Origin of the sequence: Streptomyces sp., assembly GCF_031181705.1 — a bacterium.
Classification (GTDB): Bacteria; Actinomycetota; Actinomycetes; order Streptomycetales; family Streptomycetaceae; genus Streptomyces.
This window is the reverse complement of the sequence record NZ_JAPSKN010000223.1, coordinates 1-5,633: the sequence shown is the minus strand read 5'-3', so window position 1 is coordinate 5,633 and position 5,633 is coordinate 1. Positions and strand designations below refer to the sequence as shown.

Below are 5,633 nucleotides of genomic sequence, written 5' to 3'. Positions count from 1 at the left end.
CCGCGAGGGAGTGACGGCCTTTCGCCGTGCCGGTCTCCCGTGGTTCGCTGCGCCGTCCCCCTGGCCGGGAATGCCCTCCCGGCTTTCTCTGTTGGGGGTGGCAGAAAGTTCAACGCTCAACTAAACTGGGCGTACCCGAGGAGGAACCGACATGCCTGCTGTGACCGTCGAGAACCCGCTGACGCTGCCCCGAGTGACCGCACCCGCCGACGCCGTGGCACGTCCCGTGCTCGCCGTCACGACCGCCCCGAGCGGGTTCGAGGGCGAGGGCTTCCCGGTGCGCCGGGCGTTCGCGGGGATCAACTACCGCCACCTCGACCCGTTCATCATGATGGACCAGATGGGCGAGGTGGAGTACGCGCCGGGCGAGCCCAAGGGCACCCCGTGGCACCCGCACCGCGGCTTCGAGACCGTCACCTACATCATCGACGGGATCTTCGACCACCAGGACTCCAACGGCGGTGGCGGCACCATCACCAACGGGGACACCCAGTGGATGACCGCGGGCTCGGGCCTGCTGCACATCGAGGCACCACCGGAGCACCTGGTGATGTCCGGCGGGCTCTTCCACGGCCTGCAGCTGTGGGTGAACCTCCCGGCCAAGGACAAGATGATGGCCCCCCGCTACCAGGACATCCGCGGCGGCTCGGTCCAGCTGCTCACCAGCCCCGACGGCGGCGCGCTGCTGCGGGTCATCGCCGGTGAGCTGGACGGGCACCAGGGTCCGGGCATCACGCACACGCCGATCACGATGATCCACGCCACGCTGGCGCCGGGCGCCGAGCTGACCCTGCCCTGGCGCGAGGACTTCAACGGTCTGGCGTACGTGCTGGCCGGGCGCGGCGGTGTCGGCACCGAGCGCCGCCCGGTCCGCACGGGCCAGACCGCCGTCTTCGGCGCGGGCTCCTCGCTGACCGTCCGCGCGGACGAGAAGCAGGACTCCCACACGCCGGACCTGGAGGTCGTCCTGCTCGGCGGGCAGCCGATCCGCGAGCCGATGGCCCACTACGGTCCGTTCGTGATGAACACCAAGGACGAGCTCATGCAGGCCTTCGAGGACTTCCAGAAGGGCCGCCTGGGCACGGTGCCCGCGGTGCACGGGATGACCGAGAGCGGTCCGCAGGGCTGACGGGCGTCACCGCGCCTCGGGGTTCTCCCAGGTGGTGACGTCCATGGTGACGGACGACAGGCCGTTGTCGTTGTCGTCCGTCTGCCGGCCGAGGACGGTGAGGGAGGCCACCCGGTTGTCGTCGGTGCGCACGCAGGCGGTGAGCTGCCTTGCCGATGTTCGCCGGGTCGGCGTCGGCCGCCGGGGCCGCGGCGCCCGGCTGGGAGGCGGTCGGTGCCGGTGTCGCCGTGCCGGAGGCGGTCGGTGCCGCCGTGCCCGGGTCCGGGGACGGACGCGGACGTTACCGGTCGTCACGCTCGTGTCCGCCCGGGCCACCGTGCCGCCCGGGGCGCCCTGGCCGTCGAGCCTCAGACAGCCGACCAGGGCCCGCCACCGCCATGGTGGCCGTCACCGCGGTGGCCATGGTGGGCGACGCCAGGGGCCCGGTCACGGCGTCCAGGAGCCGTCCCCCGAGCCGTTCACGGACTCGTAGAGCTCGAACCAGATGCTCTTGCCCTGGCCGCGCGGGTCCACCCCCCAGGCGTGCGCGAGCAGTTCGATCAGGACCAGGCCGCGGCCCGAGGACGCCAGCTCCCCGGGCCTGCGTTTGTGGGGCAGGTCGTCGCCCGCGTCGGTGACCTCGATCCGCAGCCGCCGCTCACCCACCTCGCCGGTGATCTCGGTGACGAGCAGCGCGTCGGAGTCGGTGTGCACGAGGACGTTCGTCAGCAGCTCGGACACCAGCAGCACCGCCGAGTCGACCTGGTCCGGCGAGGCCCAGTCGTGCAGCAGTTCCCGCTGCTGCTGCCGGGCCACCGCGACCCGCTCGGACTCGGCCTGCGCGAGCGTCAGCACCGACCGCCGCACCGGCGGTGCCGCCGTCACGGTGTCGCCGCAGCCGCAGCCCTCGTCGTCCCGGCCCAGCAGCAGCACCGCGATGTCGTCCTCGCGGCGGTCCGCGAACGGCCCGGTGGTGTGGTGCGAGGACGGCCCGTGCACAGCCTGCACCAGGGTGTCGGCGAGCTCCTCCAGATCGCCCTTGTGCTCCTCCAGGATCGTGCGCAGCCGCCGCCAGCCCGTGTCCAGGTCGTGGCCGCCGGTCTCGATCAGGCCGTCCGTGCAGATCAGCATGGTCTCGCCCGGCTCCAGCGCGAGCCGGGTCGTGGGGTAGTCGGCGTCCGGGTCGATGCCCAGCGGCAGACCGCCCGAGGTCGGCCGGGTCAGCACCGTGCCGTCGGCCATCCGGATCGCCGGGTCCGGATGCCCCGCGCGGGCGATGTCCAGCAGCCCCGACGCCGGATCGACCTCCACGTAGACGCAGGTGGCGAAGCGCGGGTCGGCGGGGTCCTCGTCGCTGATGCCGTGCAGGAAGCGCGAGGCTCGGGAGAGCACCGCGTCCGGGCGGTGGCCCTCCGAGGCGTAGGCCCGCAACGCGATCCGCAGCTGGCCCATCAGCCCCGCCGCCCGCACGTCATGCCCCTGGACGTCCCCGATGACCAGCGCGAACCGGCCGCTGGGCAGCGGAATCACGTCGTACCAGTCGCCGCCGACCTGGAGTCCGCCGCCGGTGGGGACGTAGCGGGCGGCGACGCTCATGCCCGGGATGCGCTGTGGGCCGAGCCTCGGCAGCATCGTGCGCTGCAGCCCGTCGGTCAGGGCCCGCTCGCTCTCGGCCACACCCGCCCGGGTCAGCGCCTGCGCCAGCATCCGCGCCACCGTCGCCAGCACGGACCGCTCGTCCGGTGTGAACGCGACCGGGTAGGTGAACGCCGCCATCCAGGCACCCATCGTGCGGCCGGCCACGGTCAGCGGCAGGAACGCCCAGGACCTGCGGCCGAACCGCTCGGCCAGGGGCCAGGTCAGCGGGTAGCGGGCCTTGTACTGCTCGGCCGAGGACAGATACACGGCCCGGCCGGTGCGCACCACTTCGGCGGCCGGGTAGTCCGTGTCCAGCGGCATGTCCGAGAAGGGACTCTCGGTCCCCCGCTGCTGCCCGTGGTGGCCGATGACCGTCAGCCGGTCGCCCTCCACGCCGAACACCGCCAGTCCGTCCGGGGAGAACCCGGGCATCGACAGGTTCGCCGTGACCCGCAGGACCTCCTGCGTCGAGCGGGCCTCGGCCAGGGCCCGGCCGGCGTCCAGCAGGAACGCCTCCCGGGAGCGCCGCCAGTCACCGGTGACCGCGCTGCGTCCGGCCGGGGTGCCCGGCGTGGGCTCGGTGACCTCCTGCAACGTGCCGATCAGCAGGTACGCCTTGCGGGCCCGGTCGAAGGTCGGCTTGGAGCGGCTGCGGACGACCCGGACGACGCGGCCCTGCTCGTCCATGATCCGGATCCGCACCTCCGCGAGGGTCCCCTCGGCGACGGCCAGCTGGATCACGCCGGTGATCTCGTTCCAGTCGACCGGGTGCAGCCGGGCCCGGACCTGGGCCTCCGTGAGACCGACCTGTTCGGCGGGCAGCCCGAGCAGCCGTGCCGCCTCGGCGTCGACCGTGACCAGCCCGGTGGCGGTGTCCCAGTGCCACAGGCCGGTCGCGAGGGCGGCGAGGACCTCCCCCACGGCGGGCAGGGGCTCGCCAGTGCGCATTGCCCTACTTTAAGAAGACGCGCTCGCACACTGCCACCGAGAGCGGCGGCGCGCTCGACCCCCGCGCCGGGACGCTCGCTCGTCGTCCGCGGAGAACTCGGGAGAGCCGATCTTCGCCTGCCCGGTACGCTGGGGACCAGTTTCACGTGAAACACAGACCCCGATCAGCGAAGACTGGATGAACGACGATGCATCGGTACAGGTCCCACACCTGCGGCGAGCTCCGCTCCTCTGACGTCGGCACCGACGTCCGGCTGAGTGGCTGGCTGCACAATCGGCGCGACCTGGGCGGCATCCTCTTCATCGATCTGCGCGATCACTACGGCATCACGCAGCTCGTGGCCCGTCCCGGCACCGCCGCCTACGAGGCCCTCGACAAGCTCTCCAAGGAGTCGACCGTCCGCGTGGACGGCAAGGTCGTCTCCCGCGGCGCCGAGAACATCAACCCCGATCTGCCGACCGGTGAGGTCGAGGTCGAGGTCGGCGAGGTCGAACTGCTCGGCGCGGCTGCCCCGCTGCCCTTCACGATCAACACCGAGGACGGCGTCAACGAGGAGCGGCGCCTGGAGTACCGCTTCCTCGACCTGCGCCGCGAGCGCATGCACCGCAACATCATGCTGCGCACGGCGGTCATCTCCGCCATCCGCCACAAGATGACGGCCCTCGGCTTCAACGAGATGGCGACGCCGATCCTGTCCGCGACCTCCCCCGAGGGCGCCCGCGACTTCGTCGTCCCCTCCCGTCTGCACCCGGGCAAGTTCTACGCCCTCCCGCAGGCGCCGCAGCAGTTCAAGCAGCTGCTGATGATCTCCGGTTTCGACCGCTACTTCCAGATCGCGCCCTGCTTCCGTGACGAGGACGCGCGCGCCGACCGCTCGCCGGGCGAGTTCTACCAGCTCGACATCGAGATGAGCTTCGTCGAGCAGGAGGACGTCTTCCAGCCCGTCGAGAAGCTGATGACCGAGCTGTTCGAGGAGTTCGGCGGTGGCCGCCACGTCACCTCGCCGTTCCCGCGGATCCCGTTCCGCGAGGCGATGCTGAAGTACGGCTCCGACAAGCCCGACCTGCGCGCCCAGCTCGAACTCGTCGACATCACCGACATCTTCGAGGGCTCGGAGTTCAAGGCCTTCGCCGGCAAGCACGTGCGGGCCCTGCCGGTGCCGGACGTCTCCGCGCAGCCCCGCAAGTTCTTCGACCAGCTCGGCGACTTCGCCGTCTCGCAGGGCGCCAAGGGCCTGGCGTGGGTCCGTGTCGCCGAGGACGGCTCGCTGTCCGGCCCGATCGCGAAGTTCCTCACCGAGGACAACGTCGCGGAGCTCACCAAGCGGCTCTCGCTGGCCGCCGGTCACGCGGTGTTCTTCGGCGCGGGCGAGTTCGACGAGGTCTCCAAGATCATGGGCGCGGTCCGGGTCGAGGCCGCCAAGCGCGCCGGGCACTTCGAGGAGGGCGTCTTCCGGTTCTGCTGGATCGTCGACTTCCCGATGTACGAGAAGGACGAGGAGACGGGCGCGATCGACTTCTCGCACAACCCCTTCTCCATGCCGCAGGGCGGCCTGGAGGCCCTTCAGACCCAGGACCCGCTGGACATCCTGGGCTGGCAGTACGACATCGTCTGCAACGGCGTCGAGCTGTCCTCCGGCGCGATCCGGAACCACGAGCCGGAGATCATGCTCAAGGCCTTCGAGATCGCCGGGTACGACCGGGAGACCGTCGAGGAGAAGTTCGCGGGAATGCTGCGCGCGTTCCGCTTCGGCGCCCCGCCGCACGGCGGCATCGCCCCCGGCGTCGACCGCATCGTCATGCTCCTCGCCGACGAGCCCAACATCCGCGAGACCATCGCCTTCCCGCTCAACGGCAACGCCCAGGACCTGATGATGGGCGCGCCGACGGAGCTGGAGGAGGCGCGGCTGAAGGAACTGCACCTGACGGTGCGCAAGCC

General features: G+C 71.5%; 4 protein-coding genes. 2 read left to right on the top strand and 2 right to left on the bottom strand.

Annotated elements, in window-relative coordinates:
* Window positions 1-151 precede the first annotated feature (151 nt).
* Window positions 152-1,129, top strand: coding sequence for a pirin family protein (locus RIN80_RS25960; protein ID WP_309098079.1), 978 nt, complete (start codon window positions 152-154; stop codon window positions 1,127-1,129).
* Between the two features lie 6 nt (window positions 1,130-1,135).
* Here RIN80_RS25960 and RIN80_RS25955 read toward each other — a convergent pair whose 3' ends face one another.
* Window positions 1,136-1,261: a hypothetical protein gene (locus RIN80_RS25955; protein WP_309098078.1), complete on the bottom strand. Its 126-nt coding sequence runs from the start codon at window positions 1,259-1,261 to the stop codon at window positions 1,136-1,138.
* A 294-nt stretch (window positions 1,262-1,555) separates the two neighbouring features.
* A complete protein-coding gene (locus RIN80_RS25950; protein WP_309098077.1) occupies window positions 1,556-3,694 on the bottom strand; it encodes a SpoIIE family protein phosphatase in 2,139 nt (712 codons plus the stop codon).
* A gap of 188 nt (window positions 3,695-3,882) precedes the next feature.
* Between RIN80_RS25950 and aspS the strand changes: the two genes are divergently transcribed.
* On the top strand, window positions 3,883-5,633 hold a 1,751-nt coding region (gene aspS / locus RIN80_RS25945), incomplete at its 3' end, for an aspartate--tRNA ligase (protein ID WP_309098076.1).